The 24,209-nt window shown below is 58.4% G+C and carries 26 protein-coding genes, 1 tRNA gene and 1 pseudogene; 17 read left to right on the plus strand and 11 right to left on the minus strand.

Features of this window, described 5'->3' with window-relative positions; all coding sequences use genetic code 11:
* Positions 1-97 precede the first annotated feature (97 nt).
* Entirely contained in the window at positions 98-1,249 is a 1,152-nt protein-coding gene (locus tag LPW30_RS12245) for a transposase (RefSeq protein WP_239680986.1), read from the plus strand.
* A gap of 141 nt (positions 1,250-1,390) precedes the next feature.
* Here the strand turns inward: LPW30_RS12245 and LPW30_RS12250 are convergent, their stop codons facing one another.
* Both LPW30_RS12250 and LPW30_RS12255 read right to left on the minus strand, forming a co-directional pair.
* The gene (locus LPW30_RS12250; protein ID WP_238624599.1) at positions 1,391-1,753 is read right to left on the minus strand and encodes a HepT-like ribonuclease domain-containing protein; all 363 of its coding nucleotides are present in this window, start codon (positions 1,751-1,753) and stop codon (positions 1,391-1,393) included.
* A complete protein-coding gene (locus LPW30_RS12255) occupies positions 1,750-2,040 on the minus strand; it encodes a nucleotidyltransferase family protein (protein ID WP_239680987.1) in 291 nt (96 codons plus the stop codon). Before LPW30_RS12255 ends, LPW30_RS12250 begins: the two co-directional genes overlap by 4 nt.
* A gap of 503 nt (positions 2,041-2,543) precedes the next feature.
* On the opposite strand from LPW30_RS12255, the gene LPW30_RS12260 reads away from it, so the two are divergent.
* Entirely contained in the window at positions 2,544-3,062 is a 519-nt protein-coding gene (locus LPW30_RS12260; protein WP_239680988.1) for a coiled-coil domain-containing protein, read from the plus strand.
* Positions 3,063-3,404: 342 nt separating this feature from the next.
* On the opposite strand, the gene LPW30_RS12265 is transcribed toward LPW30_RS12260, so the two are convergent.
* Entirely contained in the window at positions 3,405-3,806 is a 402-nt protein-coding gene (locus LPW30_RS12265) for a CCDC90 family protein (protein WP_239680989.1), read from the minus strand.
* Between the two features lie 222 nt (positions 3,807-4,028).
* On the opposite strand from LPW30_RS12265, the gene LPW30_RS12270 reads away from it, so the two are divergent.
* Positions 4,029-4,439: a coiled-coil domain-containing protein gene (locus LPW30_RS12270; protein WP_025282622.1), complete on the plus strand. Its 411-nt coding sequence runs from the start codon at positions 4,029-4,031 to the stop codon at positions 4,437-4,439.
* 170 nt (positions 4,440-4,609) lie between these two features.
* Here LPW30_RS12270 and LPW30_RS16060 read toward each other — a convergent pair whose 3' ends face one another.
* A complete protein-coding gene (locus LPW30_RS16060) occupies positions 4,610-4,732 on the minus strand; it encodes a hypothetical protein (protein WP_274520833.1) in 123 nt (40 codons plus the stop codon).
* A gap of 97 nt (positions 4,733-4,829) precedes the next feature.
* Here LPW30_RS16060 and tnpA point away from each other — a divergent pair, with 97 nt between their 5' ends.
* From tnpA to LPW30_RS12310, 8 genes are all read left to right on the plus strand, one after another.
* Positions 4,830-5,234, plus strand: a complete 405-nt coding sequence (tnpA, locus tag LPW30_RS12275; protein WP_025282621.1) for an IS66 family insertion sequence element accessory protein TnpA — start codon at positions 4,830-4,832, stop codon at positions 5,232-5,234.
* Positions 5,231-5,596, plus strand: coding sequence for an IS66 family insertion sequence element accessory protein TnpB (gene tnpB / locus LPW30_RS12280; RefSeq protein WP_025282620.1), 366 nt, complete (start codon positions 5,231-5,233; stop codon positions 5,594-5,596). Before tnpA ends, tnpB begins: the two co-directional genes overlap by 4 nt.
* Positions 5,597-5,655: 59 nt before the next feature.
* Entirely contained in the window at positions 5,656-7,155 is a 1,500-nt protein-coding gene (gene tnpC, locus LPW30_RS12285; RefSeq protein WP_239680990.1) for an IS66 family transposase, read from the plus strand.
* A gap of 59 nt (positions 7,156-7,214) precedes the next feature.
* On the plus strand, positions 7,215-8,447 hold the full coding sequence (locus tag LPW30_RS12290) for a tyrosine-type recombinase/integrase (RefSeq protein ID WP_239680991.1): 1,233 nt from the start codon (positions 7,215-7,217) through the stop codon (positions 8,445-8,447).
* Between the two features lie 188 nt (positions 8,448-8,635).
* Entirely contained in the window at positions 8,636-9,397 is a 762-nt protein-coding gene (locus tag LPW30_RS12295) for a tyrosine-type recombinase/integrase (RefSeq protein ID WP_051582526.1), read from the plus strand.
* Positions 9,394-10,410: a tyrosine-type recombinase/integrase gene (locus tag LPW30_RS12300; protein WP_239680992.1), complete on the plus strand. Its 1,017-nt coding sequence runs from the start codon at positions 9,394-9,396 to the stop codon at positions 10,408-10,410. The genes LPW30_RS12295 and LPW30_RS12300 overlap by 4 nt, the downstream gene beginning before the upstream one ends.
* Before the next feature lie 189 nt (positions 10,411-10,599).
* Positions 10,600-10,758 carry a transposase domain-containing protein gene (locus tag LPW30_RS12305; protein WP_274520835.1) on the plus strand — a complete coding sequence of 53 codons (159 nt, stop codon included), beginning with the start codon at positions 10,600-10,602 and terminating at the stop codon, positions 10,756-10,758.
* 13 nt (positions 10,759-10,771) lie between these two features.
* Positions 10,772-11,260, plus strand: a complete 489-nt coding sequence (locus LPW30_RS12310; protein WP_239680994.1) for a hypothetical protein — start codon at positions 10,772-10,774, stop codon at positions 11,258-11,260.
* On the opposite strand, the gene LPW30_RS12315 is transcribed toward LPW30_RS12310, so the two are convergent.
* The 3 genes from LPW30_RS12315 to LPW30_RS12325 all read right to left on the minus strand — a co-directional run bounded on the left by LPW30_RS12315 (position 11,240) and on the right by LPW30_RS12325 (position 12,410).
* Entirely contained in the window at positions 11,240-11,680 is a 441-nt protein-coding gene (locus LPW30_RS12315; protein ID WP_239680995.1) for a secondary thiamine-phosphate synthase enzyme YjbQ, read from the minus strand. The genes LPW30_RS12310 and LPW30_RS12315 overlap by 21 nt on opposite strands.
* Before the next feature lie 112 nt (positions 11,681-11,792).
* Positions 11,793-11,869 (minus strand) — tRNA-Val (locus LPW30_RS12320).
* Between the two features lie 307 nt (positions 11,870-12,176).
* On the minus strand, positions 12,177-12,410 hold the full coding sequence (locus LPW30_RS12325) for a helix-turn-helix domain-containing protein (protein ID WP_239680996.1): 234 nt from the start codon (positions 12,408-12,410) through the stop codon (positions 12,177-12,179).
* Positions 12,411-12,511: 101 nt separating this feature from the next.
* Here LPW30_RS12325 and LPW30_RS12330 point away from each other — a divergent pair, with 101 nt between their 5' ends.
* From LPW30_RS12330 to LPW30_RS12345, 4 genes are read left to right on the plus strand one after another with little or no spacing between them, the layout of a single operon-like run.
* The gene (locus tag LPW30_RS12330; protein ID WP_239680997.1) at positions 12,512-12,754 is read left to right on the plus strand and encodes a hypothetical protein; all 243 of its coding nucleotides are present in this window, start codon (positions 12,512-12,514) and stop codon (positions 12,752-12,754) included.
* A complete protein-coding gene (locus LPW30_RS12335) occupies positions 12,747-13,958 on the plus strand; it encodes an Arm DNA-binding domain-containing protein (RefSeq protein ID WP_239680998.1) in 1,212 nt (403 codons plus the stop codon). Before LPW30_RS12330 ends, LPW30_RS12335 begins: the two co-directional genes overlap by 8 nt.
* A complete protein-coding gene (locus tag LPW30_RS12340; RefSeq protein WP_238625347.1) occupies positions 13,955-14,236 on the plus strand; it encodes a hypothetical protein in 282 nt (93 codons plus the stop codon). The genes LPW30_RS12335 and LPW30_RS12340 overlap by 4 nt, the downstream gene beginning before the upstream one ends.
* A complete protein-coding gene (locus LPW30_RS12345) occupies positions 14,227-15,201 on the plus strand; it encodes an HD domain-containing protein (RefSeq protein WP_238625346.1) in 975 nt (324 codons plus the stop codon). The genes LPW30_RS12340 and LPW30_RS12345 overlap by 10 nt, the downstream gene beginning before the upstream one ends.
* Positions 15,202-15,376: 175 nt before the next feature.
* On the opposite strand, the gene LPW30_RS12350 is transcribed toward LPW30_RS12345, so the two are convergent.
* The 3 genes from LPW30_RS12350 to LPW30_RS12360 are packed head-to-tail and all read right to left on the minus strand — an operon-like array spanning position 15,377 to position 20,820.
* A complete protein-coding gene (locus LPW30_RS12350) occupies positions 15,377-17,740 on the minus strand; it encodes a tyrosine-type recombinase/integrase (RefSeq protein ID WP_239680999.1) in 2,364 nt (787 codons plus the stop codon).
* The gene (locus tag LPW30_RS12355; protein WP_239681000.1) at positions 17,730-20,021 is read right to left on the minus strand and encodes a hypothetical protein; all 2,292 of its coding nucleotides are present in this window, start codon (positions 20,019-20,021) and stop codon (positions 17,730-17,732) included. Before LPW30_RS12355 ends, LPW30_RS12350 begins: the two co-directional genes overlap by 11 nt.
* A 4-nt stretch (positions 20,022-20,025) precedes the next feature.
* Positions 20,026-20,820 carry a hypothetical protein gene (locus LPW30_RS12360; RefSeq protein ID WP_238625343.1) on the minus strand — a complete coding sequence of 265 codons (795 nt, stop codon included), beginning with the start codon at positions 20,818-20,820 and terminating at the stop codon, positions 20,026-20,028.
* Positions 20,821-21,548: 728 nt separating this feature from the next.
* Between LPW30_RS12360 and LPW30_RS12365 the strand changes: the two genes are divergently transcribed.
* Together LPW30_RS12365 and LPW30_RS12370 are read left to right on the plus strand one after the other, a co-directional pair.
* Positions 21,549-22,061, plus strand: a complete 513-nt coding sequence (locus LPW30_RS12365) for a type IV toxin-antitoxin system AbiEi family antitoxin domain-containing protein (protein ID WP_239681001.1) — start codon at positions 21,549-21,551, stop codon at positions 22,059-22,061.
* Positions 22,061-22,334 (plus strand): annotated as a pseudogene (locus tag LPW30_RS12370) (IS66 family transposase); the annotation flags it as partial. The gene LPW30_RS12365 and the pseudogene LPW30_RS12370, both read left to right, overlap by 1 nt.
* Here the strand turns inward: LPW30_RS12370 and LPW30_RS12375 are convergent.
* On the minus strand, positions 22,312-23,976 hold the full coding sequence (locus tag LPW30_RS12375; RefSeq protein ID WP_420797721.1) for a DUF7379 domain-containing protein: 1,665 nt from the start codon (positions 23,974-23,976) through the stop codon (positions 22,312-22,314). The pseudogene LPW30_RS12370 and the gene LPW30_RS12375 sit on opposite strands and share 23 nt — an antisense overlap.
* Positions 23,977-24,209: the final 233 nt, after the last annotated feature.

Consider the following 24,209-nt stretch of genomic DNA (forward strand, 5'->3'; position numbering starts at 1 on the left):
AGGGGGAGGAGATCCAGTTTAGTCCACTTTTGAGTTTAGTTTAGGACACCCACTTTGTTATTGACGCCCACCCACCACACCCCACTAAGCTCACCCCATGACCCAGCCCCGCGCCTCCCAGATCTGCCTTGATGACACGCCCTGGTATCACGTGGTGTCCCGCTGCGTGCGGCGGGCGTTTCTCTGTGGCCGGGATTCGATCACCGGCAACGACTATGAGCACCGGCGCGGGTGGATAGAGGAACGCGCCCTGGGGCTGGCTTCCGTGTTTGCCATTGATGTGGCTGCCTACGCGGTCATGAGCAACCACTACCACCTGGTGCTACGGGTGGATGCTCAGCGGTCCAGGCGCTGGGATGACCGGGAGGTGCTGTCACGCTGGACGCGTCTGTTCAGCGGCCCGGAGGTGGTGCAGCGCTACCTGTCGGATGCCTGGGAGACGCTTTCAGCGGCAGAGGTGGCGAGTGCCGAGGCCTATGCCGATGAGTACCGCGGCCGGTTGCATGATCTTTCCTGGTTCATGCGGGTCTTGAACGAGTCCATTGCCCGCCGCGCCAATGCGGAAGACAAGGTGCGGGGGCGGTTCTGGGAGGGTCGCTTCAAGAGTCAGGCGCTGCTGGACGAGCAGGCGTTGCTGGCCGCCATGAGCTATGTGGATCTGAATCCGGTTCGGGCGGGGGTGTGTGAGGGCCTGGAGGACAGCACGCACACTTCCATCGCCCGCAGGTTGAGTCAGCCTCAGGAAGAGGCTACGGCCACCCGGGTGGGTGAGGCGCTGCCCGAGCGCGAGGATGACCGCCCTCCCCTCCTTCACAAAGCCAATACAGACGCCCCCACCGACCCTGCCATCATCAGTGGGATCTTCAATAGTGAGGTCCTGCGCGAGGAGCGCGTGTTGCGGTCGTTACAGCCGGCTCCACTGATGCCTTTTGACGGCACGGGTCGATTCGAGGCAGGTATCCCCTTCTCATGGCCGGATTATATGGAACTGACCCAGACCCTGGGCCGCTGCGTTCATCCCACCAAACGGGGACGCATTCCGGAAGGCACACCGAAACTGCTGGCGCGCATGGGTATGGGGACTGAAGCCTTTATCGCGCATGCTGGTGATCTGTTTCATTCCTTTGGCTCGGCCATCGGGGCGCCAGCGAGTCTGGTGGATCTGGCGGCGCGAAGGCAGTGTCGGTATCTGCGGGGTATCCGGACGGCTCGGGATATGTTTGGGCAGGAGCTTTTGGCAGCGTCTTGACCACCTGGCTCCAGTAGCCCGTACGGGGAAACGATATCAGTGCGCTCCGATTTTCGCGGCCGAGGGCCGCTCCCACCTATCTTGTTGCCGTTCCATCGTCGCACGCGCATGGCCATTCAGCAGAACCAGTCTTGCGCGCGATCAACCAGCATCCTCGGCTTTTTGACGCACGGCAGGCAGCTGCTTGATCAACGTCGGCAACCATTTCTGTACCGTCTCCCACACCACATCGAGGTCGATGTCAAAATAGCCGTGGGCCATGCGATTGCGCATATTGCGCATGCTGCGCCATGGTACTTCGGCGTGCGCTTGGGTGAACTCGGCGTAGCTATCCATCACCTTGGTAGCGGCCTCGCCGATGATGATAAAGTTCATGATGACGGCCAGCTGGGTGCGTTTGTCGGCCAGGAAGTCGTCCTTGGACAATCCTTCCACGAAACTGCAGGCATCGGCTGCGGCCTGCTGTATGTGGTCAAGATAGTCGGGGAGCCGATTTTCACTCATACCGGTTCAGCCTCCGCAAGCACCTTGACCCGGAACTTCGGCGGCAGGTCGCCAGGTGTCAGCAGATCGATGTCCACGCCGAGCAGTGTTTTGAGCTCTTCTTCCAAATCGCCCAAGTCCAACAGCGTTGCACCAGGCAGCGCGTCAACCAGTAGATCAAGGTCGCTGCCATCCCGGTCGGTGCCATGCAGCACGGAACCGAAGATGCGCGGGTTCGCGGTGCGGAAGCGACCGACTACCTGACGCACTGCGTCTCGCTTCATATCAAGTGCAGCAGACGGTCGCATGAATATCCTTTCTTATCGAAGCTCGTTGGGACAACATGAACCGATGATAGCACTGTTCAAGAATCATCTCCGCAATAGTGAGACCCTGCGCGAGGAGCGTGTGTTGCGGTCCCTGCAGCTGGCTCCGCTGATGCCTTTTGACGGCACGGGCCGATTCGAGGCAGGTATCCCCTTCTCATGGCCGGATTATGTGGAACTCACGCGGACCCTGGGCCGCTGCGTTCACCCCACCAAACGGGGACGCATTCCGGAAGGCACACCGAAACTGCTGGCGCGCATGGGCATGGGGACTGAGGCCTTTATCGCGCATGCTGGCGATCTATTCCGTTCCTTTGGCTCGGCCATCGGGGCGCCGGCGAGTCTGGTGGATCTGGCGGCGCGCAGGCAATGTCGGTATCTGCGGGGTATCCGTACGGCTCGGGGACAGCAAGGGCCACGTCGCTTGGCGTTCAGCCTATCGCCTCATCTGGCACCCCCAACCAAGCGGTGTCATACTGCCCACCATGACCTCCGTGATCGAACTCTACGAACAGATCAGCAGCGCGCCAGACGAGAAGACCCGGGCGCGATTGATCGTGGAAGCCATCGAGCATGTGGAACGCCGCTTCCCGGCTGTGAACGATCTGGCTACCAATGCAGCGCTACGGGAAACTGAGCTGCGGCTGCAGAAGGAGATCGAGCAGCTGCGGGCCGAAACGCGGGAGATTGAAGGGAATCTGCGCCGGGATATCGAGCAGCTGCGAGGGGATCTTCAGAAAGAGATCGAGCAGCTGCGGGCCGAAACGCGGGAGATTGAAGGGAATCTGCGCCGGGATATCGAGCAACTGCGAGGGGATCTTCAGAAAGAGATCGAGCAGCTGCGGGCCGAGACTCGACAGATTGAAGGGAATCTGCGCCGGGATATCGAGCAGCTGCGGGCCGAGACTGCGCACCACAAGGTAGATATCATTAAATGGACGCTAGGTGCGCTGCTGGCCTACGCCGTCCTGATCCTGGGTGCGATGCGATTTTTCGCTGGTTAGCATCATCCCTTTGCGGGCAGGCCCCGCTCCCACGAAACGGCAGCCCTCACCTGGGGTCAGATCCTGCAGCAGGCCGGCACCTCCACGTTTTGCCAGACGCTACTTGGTGGCGCTTGGCGGCGAACATGGCTCCCACTTCATCATTCGAACGGCCACGGTATCTGCGGGGCATCCGAACGCGGCTCGGAATGTGTTTGGGCAGGAGCTTTTGGCAGCATCGTGAACGACGGGGCACGCAGTGGCCCGCGCGGTGCGGGGAATGTTCATGTCCATCTGGCCGACGTGGGGGCAGCAAAGGAGGTTGAGCAACTGCGGGCCGAGACTGCGCACCACGCCGCCATGTCATCCCAGTAGGTAGCGCAGGCCTCCCAGGATGAGTGTCGCCTGAGCCAGCAGTAAGCCTCCGGTCCAGGCCACCGTCCATTTGATGGTTTCAATCTTGCTTTGGGCGATATCGCCCCGAACTTCGGCGACGTCCTTTTTCACCTCCCCCCTGAGCTTTTCAATGTCTTTCTGCACGTCCCCCCTGAGCTTTTCAATGTCTTTCTTGACCTCGCCTCGAAGTTGCTCTATTTCTTTCTGCAGCCGCAACTCTGTTTCACGCAGTGCCGCTCCCGTGGCCAGGTCGGTCACCTCAGAGTAGCGTTGTTCCATTTGTTCGAAGGCCTCGGCGATCAGGCGAGCGCGCGTCTTATCATCCGGGGCGCTGGATAGCTGTTCGTAGAGTTCGATGACGGAGGTCATGTGAGTATCCTTGACGATTTACCCTTCCATTATCTCAGGCCGCGAGGTGAGCGGCAATAAAGGGGCAAGCTACCCTTGCCCTCCATGGGAACTGCCCTCGCCCTCGGCCGGCGACAGGCGGTGTGTACGAAACCCGAACTACGGGGAACGGTCATGTCCATCGGGCCGGCGTGGGGACAGCAAGGGCCACGTCGCTTGGCTTGCGGTGTTATACTGCCCGCCATGACCTCCGTGATCGAACTCTACGAGCAAATCAGCAGCGCCCCGGACGAGAAGACCCGGGCGCGCCTGATTGTGGAAGCCATCGAGCATGTGGAACGCCGCTTCCCGGCCGTGAACGATCTGGCCACCAATGCGTCGCTACGGGAAACTGAGCTGCGGTTGCAGAAGGAGATCGAGCAGCTGCGTGGGGATCTTCAAAAGGAGATTGAGCAACTGCGAGGGGATCTTCAGAAAGAGATCGAGCAACTGCGGGCCGAGACTCGACAGATTGAAGGGAATCTGCGCCGGGATATCGAGCAACTGCGGGCCGAGACTGCGCACCACAAGGTGGATATCATTAAATGGACGCTAGGTGCCCTGCTGGCCTACGCCGTCCTGACCCTGGGCGCGATGCGATTTTTAGTTGGTTAGCATCGTCATCCCAAGGTAGCCGTAGCGCAGGCCTCGCAATTCCCTTTTTTGCGATCGCAACTCCGTTTCACGCAGCGCAGCACCCGCAGCCCGGTCGGTCACCTCGCCACATCCCTTCGCGGGCAGGCCCGCTCCCACAGGGGAAGGTTCTATGGGGCACCACTGCCCCCTCAAGCCCCCCACACCCCGATGCACCGCCCTTCCACGGTCCGCTCCATCTCCCAGATCCGTTCCTCCCAGCTCACCTCGGGATCCCGGTTGAAGATCACCAGGTGGGCCTCGTCAGCACCCACCTGGCTGTACGCGTCCTGTAGAACCCGTATTCCCTAAATCTCCCTGATTCCCCATTGTGCCCGGCACGATCTCACCCAACCAAGGAGATGAGCCGGCATGAGCAGGGGCATTCAACAACGCAGGCGCGCCTTCTGGCAGGACCTGGTCCGGCGGTGGGCGGTCTCAGGTCAGAGCAAAGCCGCCTTTGCCCGCCAGCATGGGGTGTCACCCCGGCAGTTATCGCAGTGGGCAGCGCGCTACCCGGAATGGGTGGTGGTCGCGGCCGGCCCCCAGGAGAAGGATTCGTCACCGGGCCGCGCGGCCGATGTGCAGCGGTTTTTGACGGTGCATCCGGTGGAGGACGAGCCTGCTCCCGCACCCACTGCGGTCACCGAGATGACACCATCGCCCCAGCCTGGCGGGCCGGTGGTGGTGGCTCTGAGTAATGGTTGCCGCCTAGAGCTCCATCCGGGGTTTTGCGCCCAGACTCTGCAACGAGCCATGGAGGTCCTGGAGGCATGATCGCCTGGCCCACGGGGGTAGCCATCCATCTGGCGGTGGCGCCGGTGGATTTCCGCAAGGCCTTCGATGGTCTGTGCATTGAAATCGTTGAGGCTCTGGACCGTGATCCGCTCAGCGGCGAGCTGTTCGTCTTCCGCAACCGGGCCGGGGACAAGCTCAAGGCCCTGTACTGGGATGGCCAGGGCTTTGTGATGATCTACAAGCGCCTGGAGAAGGGGCGCTTCAAGTGGCTCCAGCAGGTGGATGGGGATGCAGAGGGTGAGGTTCGACTCTCCCGCAGCCAGTGGCAGGCGCTGTTCGAAGGCATCGACTGGCGGCGCCTGGAAAGTCCTCGAAAATGCCTTGCCACAGCCACCCGCTGATAGATAAATACCATCGATAAGTCAGCCACTTAGCTTCGCATTCATGGTAGAATACGAGCATGTTGAGTGGTGCTGCACAAGGCCTGACTTCATCGCTTTCCAGCCAGGGCGAGGCGCAACTTCGCGCCGCCCTGGCGGAGCGTGACGAGGTCATCAGGCAGCAGTCCGACTTACTCGTCCAGCAGCAGTCCACGATCAATGAGCTGAGCGAGCAACTGCAGGATCTCAAGCGCCAGATCCTCGAGGCCCAGCGCAAACGCTTTGGGCAAAGCTCCGAGCGCGGGTGTTACCTCCAGGAGGATCTCTTCCATCCACTGGAAGCCCCGATCCCCGAGCCGGAGGAAGAAGAAACCACCGAGGCACCCAGGAAGCGGCGCAAGACCCAACCACCCCGAGGTCGTCGCCCCCTGCCACCGGAACTGCCCCGGGAGACGCAGCGCTACGACTACGACGATGAAACCCGGGCCCAACTGGAAGCCCAGAACGGCGGCCCGCTGGTGGAGATCGGCGTCGAGGTGACCGAGACCCTGGAGTACCAACCCGGGCAGCTTTACGTGAAGCGCCACGAGGTGCCCAAGTATGCAATCCAGGGGGATGACGGAGAGCGCACCATCGTCTCTCCATCGCGCCCTTCGCCACCGATCCCCGGTGCCCAGGTGGGTGCCAGCCTGCTGGCCCATACCGTGATCAGCAAGTTCGCGGATCACCTGCCGCTCAACCGCATCAGTCAGCAGCTGGCCCGGGATGGTTATGACATCCCTCGCCAGCGGCTGTGCGACTACGTGCTGCTGTCCGCTTCGGCCCTGGCCCGACTGGCCGACTTGGTCCGCCAGGATGCCCTGGCCAGTCCGGTAGTGCACAGTGACGACACCACGGTGCCGCAACTGGAAAAGGGCCGACGACAAACCCGAACCTGTCGCCTGTGGCTCTACCTGGGCCGCGGGCGGGAGGACGGCATCATCCCGGTGTTCTACGACTACACCACCAACCGATCCCAGGAAGGTCCGCTGGAACACTTGCGTGACTACGAGGGATATCTGCAAGCCGATGCCTATGCGGGCTACCTCAATGCCGAACGGATCCAGGAGGCGCTGATCTGGTGTGCCTGCTGGTCCCACGCGAGGCGACCGTTCGAAAAGATCGCCCGCAAACACAAAAAGCGTGGCCGGGTACATCTGGTGATGAAGCTGATCGCGGCGATCTACCAGGTGGAATCGCGCCTGCGCCAACAAGGGATCACCGACCCCGAGCAGATCCGCGAGGCGCGTCAGCGCCGCACGGTGCCCATCCTCAAGCGCTTGCGTCGCCTGCTGGATCGCATCCTGCCCAGCCTGCCGCCCCGGGGAGACTTCGCCAAGGCGATCGGTTACGTCCTCAACCACTGGCAGGCCCTGATGCGCTTCACCGAGGATGGCCGCCTGGAGCCGGATAACAACCGCGGCGAACGCGCCCTCCGTGGGGTGTGCGTGAGTCGGAATTATGACGAGTCCCCGATTATGTGGAGACCAGCATCTGGAACGAGGTTCACAGCGGGACCTGCGGCACCACCGGGGAGGTGACAAAGCTTCCCAAAGAGCGCATAACCGGGAAGTACTTACGCCGATGGAGGGCATAGACCTTGTCGGACGTCTTTGGCATCACGCACCCCGAAACGGCTCAGCGAGGATCATGGACATCGCTCCGTGATCTGTTTCGACACCACCTCATTGAGAGGGGCTACGCGCTCGGCACAGCGCGGATGTACGAGCAGGCGATCCTCCAGTACGAGAGGTGGGCATGGCCGGAGCCCGTTGCCGCGATCGACGCGGCCTCGGTCGAGGAGTTTCTCGCCTACTTCCGTGAATCTTGGACTAAACACCAGCCCTCCCAGCTAGAAGGGACAGTGCGCGCTGCGCTTCGGCAGTTACTCAAGATGCTCGGTCGTCCGATCAAGCGGCCGTTGTGGTGCCCGGAGAGCAGTCACATGGTGGCTTTGTACGATGCGTACATGGCGGATGTGGCGGGACTTGGTGAATCGACTCGCCGATATCGTCGGCGCGAGGCCGGTAACCTGCTCAATGCCTTAGTAAGCGAGGGCCAAACGGGTCTCTGGTCCCTGTCCCCGAGCGAGGTCAGGGACTATGTGCGGGAGCGCGTCGAAGGCCTTAAACCCAAGAGTGTGGGTGTCATTTCGGTCGCGATCCGCAGTTTCCTCAGATATGGTCATCTGTGCGGCCACTGCGGACCGGAGTTGGCCCGATCTGTCCCGGGGGCAGCAAGTTCCTGCACGCGGCGCTTGCCGAAAGCGTTTGATCCCGAAGTTCTTCGGCAGCTTCCAGCGAGTTTCGATCTGACTCGGGCAACCGGGCAGCGTGATTATGCGATGTGCCGCGTCCTCATGGACTTGGGGATTCGCACCGATGAAGCTGCACGGCTGCAACTGGATGACATTGACTGGCATCGAGGCACGGTCACAGTGCCTGCCGGAAAATCAGGTCGATCGAATACCCTGCCACTGCCCTCAATGACCGGCGAGGCCATCGTAGCCTACCTTCGTGGTGGACGACCACGCACTCAGTCTCGCGCGTTGTTCGTCCATCACAGGTCACGGAGTGGCTACCCAGTAACGGCTGCAACCGTCCGTGCGGCACTACGCGCGGCATTCCGCCGCATTGGGCTACCGGATTCTCTTAGTCAGGTTCACCGGCTTCGGCACAGCGTTGCGACGCGGCTGCTTGAGACCGGGACACCGCTGAAGAGCATTGCAGATGTTCTTGGCCATCTCAGCTACGACACCACGGCCGGCTACCTTTCTGTAGACGTCGGGCGGCTGAGAAAGGTCGCCATGCCCTGGCCGGAGAACATGTCGTGAGCGTCAGGTGCTGGCACGAGCGCCTCGATCGTTATCTCGCACAGCGACGAGCACTTGGCTATCTCCTGGCGAGAGAGAGCCACCAGCTCCGATCTCTGGCGGACCTACTCGAAGAGCATGCTGCGAATGCCTCTTTCACGACGGCCCTGGCTTTACGATGGGCCCGGCAGGCGCCCTCGGGCTCGGACATGGCCCAATCCCGTCGCCTTCAGATCGCGCGCGGCTTCGCACGGTTTCTGCTGGTTGATGACCCTGGTACGGAAGTACCGCCGCAGCGCCTTCTCGGTCCCACGCACCGACGCGTCCCGCCCCGGATCTTCACAGAGAGTGAGGTGAGGGCATTGATGGAGGCTGCTGACCAGCTTCACCCTGCGGGATCGGCGCGTGGCTTGTCGATGCGCGTACTTATCGGATTGCTTGTGGCGACAGGACTCCGCCCCGGTGAGGGGGTACGCCTCAGCAACGAAGATGTCGACACTGCAAGGGGCCTGATCGTCGTTCGTAGTGGTAAGTTCGGCCATGAGCGCGTCGTTCCCCTCCACGAAAGCACGGTTGCCGCCTTGATCAGCTACCGGGTCGCCTGCGCCGGATTGACCATCGGATCAGAGTGCGGAGCGTTCTTCCGTCGCGGCAACGGTGAGTCCTTGGAAATCATCCACGCTGATTATGCGTTTCGATGCCTATGTCGGACGCTCGGTTTCAGCGGCGCGCCAGCCGGACATCGATGGCCAAGGCTCTATGACCTTCGCCACACCTTCGTATGCAGACGGCTGCTCGCCTGGCACGAAGCCGGTGAGAGCGTTGATGTAAAGATGCCCTACCTTGCGGCGTACCTTGGTCACCAAAAGATCAGCTCGACGTACTGGTATCTGAGCGCAATCCCCGAACTGATGAACGTGGTCAGCGAGCGCTTCGCAGCCTTCGCGGCCAGAGCGGAGAAACCACTGTGACCAAGGCACCCACTGGGGCTGACTCACCGAAACTCGGGTGGCTTCTTCAGAGTTACTTCTACGACTATCTGATCGCACAGCGCCAGGCGAGTCCGCGGACAGTGACTGCATACCGGGACGTATTCCGGCTGCTACTGCGCTTCGCCGTACGCCGCGATCGGCACGCCCTTGCGGAGATGGGGCTTCAGGATTTGAACCGTGAACTCGTACTCGCCTTCCTGGATCACCTCGAACGCGAGCGAGGCAATACCGCTCGGACCCGCAACGTCCGCCTTGCTGCGATCCGATCATTCGTGAGCTATGCGGTTCTTCAAGACCCGCTTGCCCTCTCGACTGTGCAGCAGGTACTGGCTATCCCGATGAAGCGGCATGACCGCGGGCCGATCCACTATCTCTCGGTTGTCGAGATGAACTCGCTTCTTGAGGCGCCCCAAACATCCACTTGGAGCGGTCGACGTGACCAAGTACTCCTGCGAACCCTTTACAACACCGGAGGCCGTGTTTCGGAGATAGCGGCGTTACGACGAAAAGACGTCGACGCCGAGGATCGTCTGGTGGTCCATCTTCGTGGCAAGGGCAGGAAGGCAAGAGTGATTCCGCTATGGCGTGATACAGCGAGCCTCCTGCGGAAGTGGCTCGAAGAGCTACCAGACGAACCTGGAACACCGCTCTTCCCGAATCGTGCGGGGCAAGCCATGACCCGAAGCGGAGTGTCTCAGCGCCTGAAGGTTGCCGTGGCGGCCGCCGGTTGCTCTTGTCCCTCCCTGGGCAGAGCGAAGGTCACACCGCACGTGATCCGTCACACGACCGCGATGCATCTCCTGCAGTCTGGTGTTGAGCTGTCCGTCATCGCCCTCTGGCTTGGACACGAGAGCATCGAAACCACGCACGGCTACGTGGAAGCGGACCTGGCCTTGAAAGAGCAGGCCTTGGCCCGACTCGCACCACCGAGCATTGAGTCCACCCGCTATCGGCCGCAGCCGGAACTCCTCGCCTTCTTGGACTCTCTCTGATTATGCGAACAACAAACGGGCGGCATCGCGGCATCGCAAGGAGATTCGGCCGAGCCACCACCCCGCCTACTCCACATAATCGGGGACTCGTCATAATTCCGATTATGCTGTGCTCCGCATAATCGCAAGAACTGGAACTTCGCTGGCTCCGAGAACGGAGGCCACGCCCTGGCGATCCTGCTCACCCTCCTGGAGACCTGCAAGCAGAACGGGGTGAACCCCCGTCACTATCTGATCGATGTGCTTGAGCGCATCCAGGATCATCCCACCAACCGTCTCCACGAACTGCTGCCCTATCACTGGGAGCCGCGCACCCAGGCCTGCGGAGAGAATGCCAGCGGGGAGTGAGGAGTGGGTATACGTGCCCTACCGGACGCGTACCCTGGCTGGCATAGGCGACCGTCTGGACAAGCCCCTGGCTGATGACGCCCTCCAGGGTGCCACGCTGCAGCTTGAGCTCGATGACAATACGCTGCATCGGTCCATGAAAACCCCTGGCCGGGTCCGTCGGCCATTCAATGAAAAGGTCCGTGCGCTTGCGGCCCAGGCCATATTCCCGGCTGATGCGGCCACCGCCATTGACGATCCGCTGCAGGAACGCCTGCATCAGCAACTGCGGGCCCGCCTCCTTGTAGTCAAAGCGCTCCAGCCAGGCATCAGCCTGTTCGCGGAAGAACTGCTGGAAGGCACGCAGCAACTTCGGCAATCCATGTGGCGGGACCCCATGTCGCGCGGCAATAAATCCATCCAATGGACCCTCCGTGATGCACTACCTTTCATCCCTGATTGCCCTCACTGGCGACGGGGTATCGGGGTGCTTACGATGGCTTTACTCTGCCCTTGTCCTTGACCCACGTCCCAGGCAAGTCACCACAACCTCGCGAGCATGCCCACGGGCGCGATGTTCCCAGAGAAAGACCCCCTGCCAGGTGCCAAGCATGAGCCGACCCTGAGCAAATGGCACCGTGAGGCCACTGCCCGTGAGAATGCTGCGGATGTGCGCCGACATGTCGTCCGGCCCTTCCATATCATGGGCATACCTGGGATCGCCATCCGGCACCGTGCGGGTCATGTACCCTTCCAGATCCTTGAGCACTGTGGGATCAGCATTTTCCGTGATGGCAAGAGAGGCGCTGGTATGACGACAGAAGATCTGGCAGATACCGACCTGCAAGCCCGATGCGATTAGAGCGTCATTCACCGCCGCCGTAATCTCCGACTGCCCCCGACCCTGGGTATTGATGGTGATGCTCGCTTGATGAATGTCCATGACGCTACCCTCAACGTGCCCGATTTCAGCATCAGGATAACGGATTCGACACATACGAAAAGGCCCCTTCCTCAAGGTGGAAGGGGCCTTTTCAAGTTGATTCAAAACGATCTGGTAGGCGCGATTGGACTCGAACCAACGACCCCTACCATGTCAAGGTAGTGCTCTAACCAGCTGAGCTACGCGCCTGTCGTGTTCGAATGGCGCATTATACAGGCTGCCTTCGGGGTGTCAACACCCAATTCAACTCATTGATTCGTCACTGCTTTTTCCTTCCCCTTCTCGCCTCACTGGACCACCGAAAGCCCCAGATCCCCTACCCTCCTGGCGGCCCACTCCCGGGCTCCCGGCAAGCTGTAGCCCATCTGTAGCCCAAATATAGCCCATTTTGTAAACCAGGGGGCTTGGGAGGACCAGCCAGCAGTAGACCCAAGTGAGTACAACCTCACCGGGGCCCGGGCTTGTCAACCCCTGCCGCATCCCCCTCCCCTCTTCCCTATTCGTTCGGGATTTCCTTTACACGCTCTGCCAGTTCACAGACCGAGCAGTCGAAGTAGGCGCAGAGCGCATCCAGGTTGTCGGTGGTCGTGTTGTACCCCTTCTGATTGGCGATCTTGGAGAGCGTAGTGCGGTTAATGCCTGTCGCCTGTGCGATTTCCTCGTACGTAAGTCGCCTGCCCTCCTGAAAGGACTTTTCTGCCATGAGCTCTTTGAGCCTGAATCGGATCATCTGAATGCACCTCAAAAACCACAAACGTGCTTGACAAGCACATTTGTAGGCTATACTATTTGTTGCGTAGAGTTAACAAAAACCTATTAAAGGAGACGAAAGTGACTGACAAGACCTATCTTACACCCGAACAGACGGCGGCGCGACTGCAGTTCAACCCCAGGTACTTCCGCAACGTCGTCATGAAGAAACACCTGCTGGAAGGCGTCCACTACGTGCGTGCCTTCGATGGCCGCAAGCTTCTGATTATTTGGGAGCGCGTCGAGGAGGAGCTTCTCGGCGCAGGTGGGACCGGCAACACCCCGGTGATCCCCATGGCCCGCGGGGGGCGCTGCCATGTCTAAGGTCCGCGTGCACAACAACGGCAAGCTGTTCTTCGATTTTCGTTACCAAGGTGTGCGGTGCCGCGAATACACCACATTGGAGGACACAGCCAAGAACCGGAAACTGATGCAGAAGGCCCTGGACCGCATCGACGCGGAGATTGCGCTCGACACCTTTGATTACGGCAAGACCTTTCCCAACAGCACCCGTGCCAATCGGTTTGCATCGCCCAATCAAGACAAGGCCAGTGCAGCCCCTGGAGCAGTCATCGCGGATAGCCAGGACACGCCCAAACTCAAGGCATTCGCCCAAACCTGGTTCGCCGAGAACGACCTTCGCTGGAAGCGCTCCTACCGGAAGAAGCTGCACGACATCTGGGAGAAGAAACTGCATCCGCAGTTCGGAGAGAAAAAGGTCAGCGACATCTCCAAACCCGAGATCCTCCAGTTCCGCGCACAACTCGCCAAAGTCCGCCGCGGAAAGGAGGAAGGCCTTTCACCCTCCCGGATCAACCAGATCATGAATCTGCTTGAGCAATTGCTGGAAGAAGCCGCCGACCGGTTTGACTTTAACACGCCGTTCAAGGGAATCAAGCCGCTCCGGATCCCCCGCACCCAGATCGACCCCTTCTCGCTGGAAGAGGTCCAGCAGTTCCTGGCCACCGTACCTGCCAGTTGGCGGCCCTACTGGTTGGTGCGTTTCTTCACCGGCATGAGGACAAGCGAGATCGACGGCCTGAAGTGGAAGTACGTGGACTTCGAACGTCGCGAGATCATCGTGATGGAAACCCGCGTCGAGGGTGAAGAAGACACCCCGAAAACCGACGGGTCACAACGGGCGATCCAGATGTCCGATATCGTCCTTCAGGCACTCGAGGACCAGAAGGCCCACACGGCAGAACTCAGCGAATACGTCTTCTGCACCCGCTACGGCTATCCGCTGACCTACCGGAACGTCAACAACCGAGTCTGGTATCCCACGCTGGCAAAGGCCGGTCTCAAGCGGCGCAACCCGTACCAGACCCGTCATACCGCCGCGACTCTCTGGCTGGCTGCAGGTGAAAGTCCCGAGTGGATCGCCCGGCAAATGGGCCATTCCAACACCAAGATGCTCTTCACCACCTATTCCCGCTACGTGCCCAACCTCACGCGCCAGGATGGGTCCGCCATGGACCGTCTGCTCAAGTCCCGGTTCAACGAACAGGCATGGAGGGCACCGGAATGACAGGCATCAACCACAACGCATCGCACACATACCCACCCGACCGTGTCGTGCTGAGGATGGCCTCCGCACTGCACACCACTTTCCAGATCCCCGAGGGGGTTGGACTCTGCCAGGCCCTCGGCGCCCCGAATTGCGACAACAATCGGGAGGCTTTGGTGCACTGGGTGGAACAACAGGTAGATCAACTGGAGCCGGCCGTCTGGACGGCGGTCATGAGCCAGTTGGTGGGAGAACTGGACGAAGTACTGAGACGCGAGGAGAAACGGTCATGGCTCTGAAAGTAAAAGATGTTCAACGGGTGCTGGAACACCCGGAAATGGAGGTGGACACCGTGCTCATGGGGCGGTTCGGCCTGGAAATCACCAACACCGCCATCTCCCAGAACGGCGAGTTGTATGGTGCGGCCCACCTGTACGACTATACCGGTTCTGTCCGAGTCTATACCTCGGCCGAGCATTGGGGAGGCAGTTTGCCCCAGGAACTGACAGACGCAAACCTGGCCATCCAGTTCGAGTTCTCCCGCAATGGCGATCTCGTCCCCGTGGCCTTGCCAGTGAAACAGGAGGTCATGCCGCCGCGGTCCAGCATTGAACTGCTGCCGGCTCATCGCGTACCCAAACCCGAGGATCTGCCCAGGCTGGTCGCGCTGGCAGAAAGCCTTGAAAGCGAGGCCTACCGGCAGTTCATGGTCTCGGTGTTTTCCGATCCACCCTTCGCTGTCGACTTCCTCACCCTGCCCGCCGCATATCGTTGCCATCATGCAGAACCCGGTGGCCTGCTCAGGCACAGCCTGGAGGTAGCGGAAGGGATCCAGCGGCTGGACCTCAAGATGCACCCACTCAAGCGCGACGCGGGTATTCTGCTCGGTCTGTTCCACGATGTGGGCAAGGTGCTTCTGTCCCAGGACAAGGCGCGCACACTCCCATGCAGGTTTCACCATCATCCCGACCTGATCGGGATCGTCCTGGATGATAGCCTTTCCATGCTGAAATGGCTGGATCCCGATGCCTACTGGGCCTTCTGGCAGGTCATGCATGCCTACCAGACCAAGAACTATTTCGATGCCCCATTGGCAAAAGTGGTGGCCGGACTGGACGGGGTCAGCGCCCAGCAGGATGTCGAGACCCGGGGACGTGACCAGAGGTCCAACCGCAGCTATTGGCGGCACATGGAGTCTCGACCTGGCGGCCCGCTTGTGCGGGTCTGGTCGCCGCCAGACGACCGCGATTTGATCAGTCCCTGATTGATCCGCGGATTCGGGGGCACTGGTACGCTAAGTAATAAACCTTGTCGCGACGGAATGCTGTGGCAAGGCCTGCCCCCCTCCCTTCCTAATCTGGGTTTAGGCGATGCCCGATAGTGACGCCGGATGTTCTCGGCACCTTGACTTGGTGCACTACTGACTATGGAGTGACCAGTTAAAATACGCTGGGTGCCCGACAATCTACCTTTATCCGATTTGCATGTGACACCCACTCATCAGCAGACGTTAAAGCGTGGCTATGAATCGGCCCGAGTGTATGCGTATAAGTTAAAATCAAGGTTCTCAGATTCGCATGCCCTATGATTTTTGCAATGTGTACAAGAAACTTCTCCTCACCCGCCGAGGCTTGAGGCTCATAGGCCTCGAATAAACCGCGAAGCCGCTGCAAAGAAGTGTCGCTAAAAATGGCATGATCAGCATGGATCAGGCTCTCTCTGATATCGGCATGATAGGCAGCGTATCCACGTAACACCAACCAGGAAGCTGCACAGTGCCTCAGGCCATGGAAGTCGATATCGGTCCGCAAGGCCTGCCTCAGTATGTGAATCGGTTCTGCGATCACCTCCTGCCAAGTGGGCCTGCGATTGACGATAAGTGGACCTACCATGGGCATTTTCCCCAAAGCCATGCCGCCCTTTTCCCGCTTAGCCATCATGAAGCGGTCATGACACCACGACATGAGAATACTTAGAGTGTCGTCTGGTACAAGACGGTGGAGAGGTACGGACCTACGCCCGGCTGGCGTTTTGGTCTGTCGTATGAGCACATAGAACTCTTCCAAACTACTCACCACGTCAGTCACTGTGAGATTCAGAATCTCTGAAGCCCTTAATCCCCCATAGAATCCCAAGGCCAGTATAGCCTGCAATTCCTGTCTTTTTTCTTTCGGTAAGTCCTCACGTTTATCCAGCATCTGGAGCACGAAATCAAACTGCGCAGGGGTGATCAGTATCCTGCGACCCACATGTACTTCTTCCCTATTATTTTTTTGATCAAACCGTGGTAAGTCGTTAGGCGATATCACACCAATATCATCCCGCGCGCAATACTTGAGGAACTGCATCCATTTCTCAATGAACTCTCGCTGCGTCTTGTGAGACCACCTTGGATTTTCGAGTAGTTGAAGAGTGATATGCTCAATAAACTCGTCATCCCAGGATGCCATATCAACGCTTTCCGCGATATCGAAAAGACGCGGCTGGAAAAGTCTCCCAACATACGACCGAGCAGTACTCAGCCGTATATCCTTGTTTCCAAGCTTTTCTGCCAACCAGTGCAGCGCCATATGAAGGACACTTCGGGTCGATGGCTGTAGCCGATCAGCTCTTTCAAGTGCTGCCACGACCAAGTGCGAGAATACCTTGCCCTTGGACCCGACCAGGAGACCTCCCTCCCGATTCGCGCAATGCCTTTCGCATTCACGGAGAAAATTTTGCAATTCATGGCGAGCTGCAGTGCTCCAATCCCCCACGGGCTGTTCACTGTCCGCGCTCACTCTGGGCTGAGGCGCAGGCAATCGCCCAGCAGACTCGGCGAGATAGGCTGAGGATCCAGACTCTGGCCGGGTGCGCCTCGAGTCCCTTGAGTGCTCTGTACGGTGAAGCTCCAAGTCCAGCGGGGCCACAGGGAGTGGATAGACAGCAAGAATTTCGAGGATCGCCGGGGGTACGCCATGCCGTCTGGCCAGCCAACGCCCTGCTTGGGATAACCCCGTCCAGGTACGGGGCAAAGCAATACCCATCTGGCGCGTCGTCAGTGCATTGGCGACCTTTTTAAGATACTGGTTCAGGATTTTTCGAACGCGGTCATCAAGGCACCCTTCTTTGACCTCCCCCCCCTGAATTGCCTCGTGAAACAACAATGCTTGGGGCCCCAACGACGACTGGATCCTGCGATGGTGCTGTAGCAACAGATCGCGCAAGGGTCTGGGCGGTATGAACCAATGGCAGCAATCATGACCGGCGGCTCCGTGGATGGGTATGAAGATTCTTCCCTTGTTCGGTGGCGTTATATCCAGGTCACAGACTCGCAGTCTTGAAAGGATGCCGGCTGCCACTTGCCCACTGGTTCCGCAGCGCGTCACCAGCAGCAAGGCCGCCAGGAACAGACACCCCTTTGGGTCGCGAGAGTGGTGAGTCCATTCACGCCTCATTAGTCGCTCGAGGCGATCCACCTCAAGCGACTGCGCCGCCAGTCTTTGGCTGGATGGTATGGCAAGTGGTCGCTGGGGTTTGGTTGGGCGTGGCGGCACTGCACACTGCCAACCCTGACGATTCAGCCCGGTCAGGAGTTGGCGCAGAAGACGGTCGTTGACCTTGCCCCTTGTTTTGGGATTGGCGCGGCGCAATGCATCCAGGTCAGATGCAGCGAGCACATTGCCGGGTTTTGCATATTCAATCACCAAAGATAGGAGGTGTTGCCATCTCTTTAACACGGTGGCCGAAGTTGACGAATCCGTCACACCCAACGAAGTGAGAATCTCCCCGATCCGATCCGGCTCTTGGTCGTCAATACTCATACCGTCCCATGGGATTTATTGCCCTGAAGCCCCCTCTTCTCACAAAATCGGACAGTGCCTTTTTGGCATGATCCGAGTATGGAGTGGATGTCATTGAAATGGTTGACTCGCGAAACCACCCTCCTCCTGAATGACCCAGCATGGCATTCAACTCAGATTCTGAAATACAATTGCGCAAAGTGGCAACAAAGGTATGGCGCGTGGCGCGTGGCTCCAGGCCATGATTGATGCCTACCACATCAAAATCCCTTTGCTGCATACGCCTGACGCGGATACCCCGTGCGGTTTGCTCCATCCAAAGGGGCAAATCCTGGTCTTTTTTATAAGTACTTGAGAGCTCCATTCTCTTCAATGAGGGGGCACATGTCATCAGTTCCTCTGTCAACTGCCGATGCCATGTCATCTGATCGACAACCGATTGTAGTGCGGGAATCATTCGCCGCTCCTCATAATCCGTGCTGTCCTTGTCCTGTACGTGCCAGCATTCCCCAATCAAGCGTAGCTGGGTGCGCTTAACAATCGGGCGAATGCCAGTACTGAACAGCAAGGCCAGATAGGTCAATCTCGCATGCGTCTGCTGGAGATTAAGAAGGGTTTCCGCGGTGACCCCGGTGATCCCCTTCTCTCTGTAGGTTTGAGATGCGGCCTTGTCGAATTCATCTGAAAGATGAGTGAAAACACCCTGAAAGTGCTCAGGTGGTAATGCCCGGCTCGATCCCGCAAATCCACCTTTTTCAGTGTGCGCTGCATCCGGATCCACATCATGAATAGGAAATGCCCCAGAATCATCAAGCCCAAGCGGTTTGGCCAGCGACCTGAGATGGCTGGTTACGCTTGAAAAGAGGACATTGAGTTCTCGATATTCAAGTTGACGATAGGCTGCAGCTCCCCTTGATGCATGGCCAAATTCCCCTCGAAGTGCCAGTGCCGCTGAATTATCCTTGGCCAATCCCTGGATAATCGCCTCACCGGTCGATCGAATCCGGTTGGCCGTTGGTGTCAGGCCTGGATGTTCTTGAAAGGCCCGACGCAATGCATGATCTATGTAGCCGGGTGCCTGACTTAGTGGATACCTCTGGCCTGAATCCGACAGGATCGAACCAATTTCGGTCGGGATTTTGAGAAGTACCAAGCGATGAGCAGAACCAGCCGGGCCGCTGGGACCATCAGATAGATGAATTTCGAGTACGTCAGTTTGCCGATGATATCGGCAGCCGCCTTCATCTGCGACGGCATCGTTATCCTCATTGATAAACTCGAGATTCCTGATCCTGCGCGCAGAAAGCCCTGTCGTAGACATCAACCAGGCGCAGGCCCATTCTCCCCATTTTCTAGAATGATACAAACGGTAGATTGCCTGGATCAGCAAGTTGACCGGGAGTCGATGGATATCTGCCTCACTGCGCACACCACGTGTCGTCTGAATCCAGGGAAGCATGGCCGATATCCGCCGATCATCGCCCGGTGTACGTAGATCTGCAACACGGCGACAGAACAACACAGGCACATCAGGGTCCGACGGTTCCCCAGAAGATAACTCCATCGTCATGTTTTTGGGGGTTGAAGGGACGAACTCGGGAATGTCCGGATCCAATGGATCCCCCTCCCACAACCCTGCCCCACCATCGGGCACTAATGGGTATTCATGGAGATCTTTTTCACTTAATAAAGGTGGTGGCTTAATTTTCTTGGTATGTGTTTTTGAGTCGTATGCGATATCCCTTCTTGCTCGCGGAACACCGGGCACCCGGTGCCCCATAATCAGCCCTCGGCAACGAGTCCATTCAGCATGGGTAAGTGATGCTAGACCCTCTTCATTTTGTAGGCGTTTTTTAAGTTCAGCACGTAGATCGCTTGGTGGCGGGGATGCCGACAGGATCTCCTTCAGTGCCTTTCGGACGACCAAGCAATCGTTATAGTAGGCATCCGGGCTGGTATAGTCCGACTCATCTCCAATCGCATCTGCGCCCAAATAGGTGGTAATGACTTCATGCGCCTCGGGCACCGCACCAAACTCTTCCCTTATAGCCAGATGTGCCGCAAAAAGCGGATAGGTCGTGCGCAGGGCGGAAGGACGATCTTTCTTTATATTTCCCCAAAGATGCCCAAACTCATCGAATTCACTCCACCTCTCCGTCCACTCTGTTACTTTTTTCAAAGCGTCCAAGCTCACAGGAACACCATAATCGTACACAAAATCCTGGATAACAAGTGGTAGATTTCCAATGTCGCTTTCCCACAGGCGCAATACCTGAGATGGGGTGTAGGCATTAGCGCTCATCTTTTTAACCTCGCTTCTTGCTCCACCACTCTGACACCTTGAGTGCAGTTTTCCTTAATCCTTCTGAGTTTTCGGCGTCACAGGCATATTCCCAATATGCGACACTTAGCCGCTTTTCTATTTTACTTTTAGTAGACTCATCCAGACAGGTATTAAACTCATCCCACCCAGGCAATTTAGGTTTAAAATCCTCTTCATTATTAAAACGCCTCAACCTGTCATAAAGCTCGCGAGCACTTTTGTAGTAGTCAGCAATTATACTCGCATCGTCTTGCAAAGTCCTCTTTTGAACTCTTCCTTTTATTAAGGGGACGAAGTACCGCGGCTTTAATATCTGACCCCCTCTAACACCCCCTAAGACATATTTGCCAACTAAATCCTGAAGCTGCTCATCTATAACTAGTGGCCTCAATAGATATCTTCGACGATGAGGATCGAGGTTTTCAGACGCCGCACGCTCTAAATTGTGGAGTAGAAATCGGACCAACTTTTCCATACCGGGATCGTCAAATAAACCAGAGTCATCGATAACACAAACATACAGCTGATCCGACATAGACAGAGAAGGCGATAGGACAGTTGGAAGTATCCAGTTTAGCTGCTCATCAACCCCATTATTGCACCAAATAATTGGCGGCGAAGATAGCAATACAGGTTCGCGTGAAGGTGGGCATGACGTATCGACCCATTCACCTGGAATCTGGCACTCTGAAACTTGGCGAAGTGCTATCTTTACAGGTAGAAACAATTGCCCTGCGATTTGGATACGTGCGTTACCTGAAAGCTTCTGTGCCGGCATAAATTTTCCTCCCGTAGCTCCTTTTACGGCTTTCCTTGATAACAGCAATGTTTGCCAGCCCCCCCCCCGGACTGGGAGCTATCACAGCCTGAATTAACACTGAGCAGACGGCAACAACCGAGCCCTTCCAAGCTATCCCACTGCCATGCTTTATGGGTGAATATACAGTCAAAGGAACAAAAAATCAAAACACGTGATTGCCGCTATGGCGGCCTCGGCGCGATAATGATTTTCCTAAAACATTCACAGCAACGATTTGCTGCCTTGGGCGTGTATGGGTTCCTGCAGCCAGCGTTGTAAGAAGGTGATCCGGATGGCGCGACGCCTGGAGTGTTCTCGGGACGAATGCTGGAGGATATGGTCAGTTATCGTGGCGCCGGACAAGAAGGGCCATCTGCCAACACTATCTTCAGTGGCGCTTGACTGGCTCCATTCTGGAACCAAAAAGGATTTACGGTGAGCCCACGTCTTGCGCTAACATCCCGCACCGCTGCCGTCGGAATCTCCCGGAACGGCCAGCACACGGATCACGTCACGGCATTCACCCCCGGTATCGTGATCCATCCCGCCCCATACGCTTCACAGCAGCCTGCCGCCGGGTCCGGAGTGACCGGCATATCGATGCCTGGACCGGTATCCGGCCAATGACGGCCCGGCAGGGGCGGCATGATGACCTGGAACGTCCCCATTCACCTTTCGATATCAAGACGACACCAGACGATCCATCAATGACTCAGACCCTGAATCACCTCACCGCCCAGCAACTCTACGAACTGGCAGAGCAAAAGGCGCGCGAAGAATACGAGCAACAGGAAGCCACTCGCCGCGAGCAGCTCCAGGCACTCAAGGCCGAGCGTCGGGAACTGCTGAGCAGTCAGCGGGAGGCGCAGCGACGTCTGCAAGAAGCCCAGCGGGCAGAACTGGCCCATTTGGACGGTAAACTCCTCGAGCTCGGCGCACGCCTGCCCAAGGACAGCCCCCTGCAGCAGGGCCGATCCATCCAGCGCCCCCAGGCCGCCGAGCAGTGGTTGCAGATCATCGCCCAGGCCCCGGAGATGACCCTGGCGGACATCCGGGAACGGGCGGCCCAGGAAGGCCTACCAACCCACAACCTTCCGCAACGCCTGGCTCAACTCAGGCGCCAGGGTCACCTCGAACAAGTGCGCCGCGGCGTTTACCGGATGGTTCAGCAGGATCAGGCGGTCGCCCACCCTGACAGCCAGGTGGTTGGCTGGTCGTGAAGACCTTATTCACCCAGGCGAAAGAGGAACTGAACTTTATTCGCGCCCAACTGAAGGTGCTGGAGTACTGGCAGGAAAAGGCCGTGTTCGAGCAGGACAGCGAAGAACGTATCGTCGCCGACCCCGTCCGGTTCATCCGCTGGGCACGTGCATCGCCACCCCCCTCCCTGCTGGCTTATCTCATCACCTCCAAGTATGCCGACGGCCTGCCACTGTACCGGCAGGATACTCAAGCCCCTTGGGCATGAAGTCAGCCGCACGAGCATGGCTCACTGAGCAGCGCCTTTTTGAGATATGCGTTATCCAATTGATCACCAACCATCCGCGTGTGCAGCCCTCGGATCGGCTGATCCAGGCCATCTGGGGGTCGCATTGGTCTCAATGGCTCTGCCCTGCCCTGCTCCTGCACAGCCACTACCCAGTCATGTTGACGCGTGGCCAACAGAACGCAGATGGCCGCATTGAGGCTGCGGCGAGTGATGCGCCTCCAGCCTGGCGTCACCAGTTCCGGATGGAAGGCGCCCGTGATGGGGATCAGCGTGGTCGACGAATTGGGATCCTCGTACTGGAGGATGCGCTGATTGATTTCGCTCCCTCCATCCATGGCCCGCAAACCTTCAAGACGGTCAAGCGCCTTATCCGAGTGCTGGGCCAGAGTGCTCAGGAATGTACGGGTGGGTCCGGGGGGGGAGAGGTGGCGCATGGCCGTGAGCAGCCACTTCAGCCCACGCAGTGCGGAAAAATAGCCGACGTGATTGGCGCCCGCCACGGTAACGCCATGCTCAATGTTCACCGTGTGGCTGCTCATGGTCATCTGCTTGAGCACCAGCGCGCCGCGTGAAAAACCGATGGCACGCACCGGTTTTTGCAACTGCTGATCGCAAAGGATCTCGTCAAAACGACTGACATTCTCCTCCGGTGATACGAAGATGGTGTCATGATCCAGCGCGAGAATCTGCTCGAAGTGGCCAGCCGCCATCAAACTCGAAAGGAAGTCGGCCTTTTCATAAAGATCACCGAAGGTACCCGCGGTGGAGGAGAAGGTTCCATGGAGCAGCAGCAGCGTTTTCGCACCCGGTTCAATCCGATTGAATCCGACATCTACAAACCCGGAAGACTCAGGCAGGTATCTCAGCAGGTTATGGCGCGACAGACCCAATCTGGCGGCCGCCCGTTTGATCACCTCGTGGCTGGAGGAGTTGCGGCGCTTGAACACGAGCACCTTGATGACCATCTTGTAATCCGACGACGGTAACCCCCTGAGCGCGTCACCTTCGTCGGTGAGTTCGAACTCCGGCTCCGGGTACAATGGGACGCGATAGTTCAGTCTGTCGCGCTCGCCGCAATCGTTGTCATCATCGGTGGGTTCCGGAAGCAGGTACTCCACGTGCGAGTCATCGGCGTCCTGCAGTTTCCTCTTGCCTCGCCCGGTGCCCCGGGGCATGCGCTGCAGGTAAACCAGCGCTCCTTCGTCCGATTGCACGAAGACGGTCAATCGCCCATACGGCATTTCACCGAACGTGAACTGACGGAGCTGCGCCGTCAGTTGGGTATCCTCAAGGCTGATATATCGCTCCAGCACCGCGGAATCCGGGTCGCGATTGAAGAAGGCCTCGCGTCCTTGCCGCACTTGGGCGATTTCGTCCAGGGTTGCCTGCCCGGCGTATTCAGACACGGAATGCTGGCTGCCCCGGGCCGAGCAAAGCAGGTTGCCCTTGAGCGGTATGTGCTGATCCCCCTCCCAGGGACCCAACGTCCCCCAGATGTTGTTGCCCCGGGTTCGCGTCCGGCGCTGTATGAAGGATATATCCGCCAGGGTGAAACGCCTTCGTGCCGCCGGCCCCAGGGGTATGAAGCTGGCCCCATCCCGATCTGATGTCAGATAGCTTGCCGCATCGTCGAGCTTGATTTCCATGACCCTGCCCTCTCAACACGTTCCCCACCCAAAGCATAGACGCTTCCTTACGTCATTGCTCTCACTCTGTCAGATAACCCCTCCGAAATGGATTTTTTTGCGAAGATCTGCCTCATCGGCAATTCAAGCCACCTGAGTGGTGATCCCTCAGCATGCTTTATTTCTGACGCATATCAGACCTTGGGTATTTCAAGGAATCATCCATAATGGCCATATGCACGTTAAGTCACGCA

This window comes from Ectothiorhodospira variabilis, from assembly GCF_022227625.1.
GTDB lineage: Bacteria > Pseudomonadota > Gammaproteobacteria > Ectothiorhodospirales > Ectothiorhodospiraceae > Ectothiorhodospira > Ectothiorhodospira haloalkaliphila.